The organism is Bacteroidota bacterium (assembly GCA_034723125.1).
GTDB lineage: Bacteria > Bacteroidota > Bacteroidia > CAILMK01 > JAAYUY01 > JAYEOP01.
Genome location: JAYEOP010000401.1, coordinates 1 through 2,290 on the forward strand (window position 1 = coordinate 1; position 2,290 = coordinate 2,290).

General features: G+C 32.6%; 2 protein-coding genes. Both read left to right on the plus strand.

The window, feature by feature from the left end:
- Positions 1-888 (plus strand): T9SS type A sorting domain-containing protein (locus tag U9R42_10745; protein ID MEA3496502.1); only part of this gene is annotated, 888 nt, incomplete at its 5' end.
- Positions 889-936: 48 nt separating this feature from the next.
- The coding region (locus U9R42_10750; protein ID MEA3496503.1) for a hypothetical protein at positions 937-2,290 on the plus strand (1,354 nt) is incomplete at its 3' end.

Consider the following 2,290-nt stretch of genomic DNA (forward strand, 5'->3'; position numbering starts at 1 on the left):
CAAGGATTTACCTCTCCTAATTGCTTTTTAATGGGAAATTTAAACATTACTAATTGTACTTTTACCAACAACACTGCATCCAATAATGGTGGCGGAATCTACATTGACGAATCCAACCCCAAAATCTACAACTGTACTATTGCGGATAATGAAGCTAACAACCAAACAGGGTATGCAGGTGGGGTTTATTTTGATGGTACGAGTCAGCCAATATTTGGTAATACAATAGCATATTTCAACACTCCTTATGATGTTAAGAAAGTAACTGCTAATCCAAGTCCAACTAATCCGGATATTAATAATTGTGATTTCGCAAATTTTACATCACCATTTTATACACAAGGTAACACTATTAATGATCCAGAATTTGTTGATCATTCAAATGGTGATTACAGGATCTCAGCAAAATACTTCTCACCTTGTATTGATGAAGGAAATATTGCTTATTACCTGCCTAGTCTTTCAATATACGATATAAGAGGGAATGGATACAATAGAATTGTTGATGCAAAATCGGCAACCACTTATGATATTGACATGGGGGCTTACGAATACGAATATTTGAATGAATGGGGAAACCCAAATGCGAATTATAAAGTTGCTCAAAACGATTCAGTATTTTTAGAAGCCAGTAAAGATAATATCGTAATTTATCCTAACCCTGTTACTGAACAGTTCACCATAAGATTAAATTCTGAGGTTGAAGAAAAAGTTATTATTCAAATGATCAATACAATAGGTGAAATTGAATGGGAAGGTCAGATTGAATTGGTGGAAGGAATGAATCATTATACAGTCAATAGAAATGGTTTAGCGAAGGGTATTTATTTTATTAAATTAAATTATATCTATAAAAAATTTAAAACGTTTAAGTTAATTTTTAATTAAATCATTTCAGGGTTCCGGCTAATTAGCCGGAACCTTTTATTTTATTTTATGATAAAAAATATTATTAAGCATTATCTTATTTTTACTGGCATATTCTTTATTGTACAAATATCCCCAGTTTACGGGCAACTTGAAGCAAAGCACTGGTATTTTGGCACATGGCAGGGGCTCAGGTTTGAGAATAATTCACCTGTAAAAATATATGATAGCAAAATGTCCTCTCAAGTTGGGTCATCCTGTATTTCTGATAAATATGGCAACCTGCTATTCTATTCAGATGGGAAAACAATCTGGAATAAAAATCATGATACACTGAAAAATGGTTTTGATCTTATAGGATCAAGTGGTTGTGCACAAGCACCGATAATCATCCCTTATCCGGGCGACACCAATCTTTATTATCTTTTTACTGTAATGGGATCCTATACATGGCTTCAACATCAGGAAGGATTATGGTATCATATATTGGATATTTCAAAAGACAATGGAAATGGAGAGATCATTTTAAAAAATCGAAAATTATGCTCTGATGTACAGGAAAAAATTGCAGCTACCATGCATGCCAATAAACAATCGGTCTGGATCATAACCAGTGATTGGAACTCTAACAAATTCAAAGCATTTTTGATAACAAAAACAGGTTTGGATACAATACCTGTAATTTCATCAAGTGGTTCATACTTCTGGTCAAAAACCGGAGATGAAGGTGGACAATTCAAATTCTCACCATCAGGTAAAAAACTGGCAAACGCCCTGTCATTTCATGGTATTGTTGATATTCTTGATTTTGACAATAAAACAGGAAGAGTATCAAACTGCATAACATTAGATAGTTTTCCAAATCTATATCTTGGCGATAGGACATACGGAATTGAGTTTTCTCATAATGAAAAATTCTTGTATATTACTAAAAACAGCTATCCTGGTAGCATATTCCAGGTTAATCTATCCTCACGAATTGAAAGTATTATTAAAAATTCTATATATATTGTATATTCAAATCCTTATACTAATAGGTATGCTAGTCTTCAAATAGGACTTAATAAAAAAATATATCTTAATAGGGTTTCACATTTAGGTTGCATTAATGAACCTGATAATAAAGGAAATCTCTGTAATTACATTGATACTGCAATTACATTTTCATATAGTGTTGGAAATGGCCTCCCCACCTTCCTCCAATCTTACTTTTACTTACCTGATATAGAAATAGAAAACACCTGCTTGGGGGATTCAACAGCATTCAGTTTAAAAGACACTTCCAATATTGATTCAGTTTACTGGTATTTTGGGGATAGTAATTATTCATGGCAGTTTTATCCCAAACATGTATATTCAGATACAGGTTTTTATATAACAAATGCAGTTATTTTCTACGATAATACCAACGATACTTTTGAGC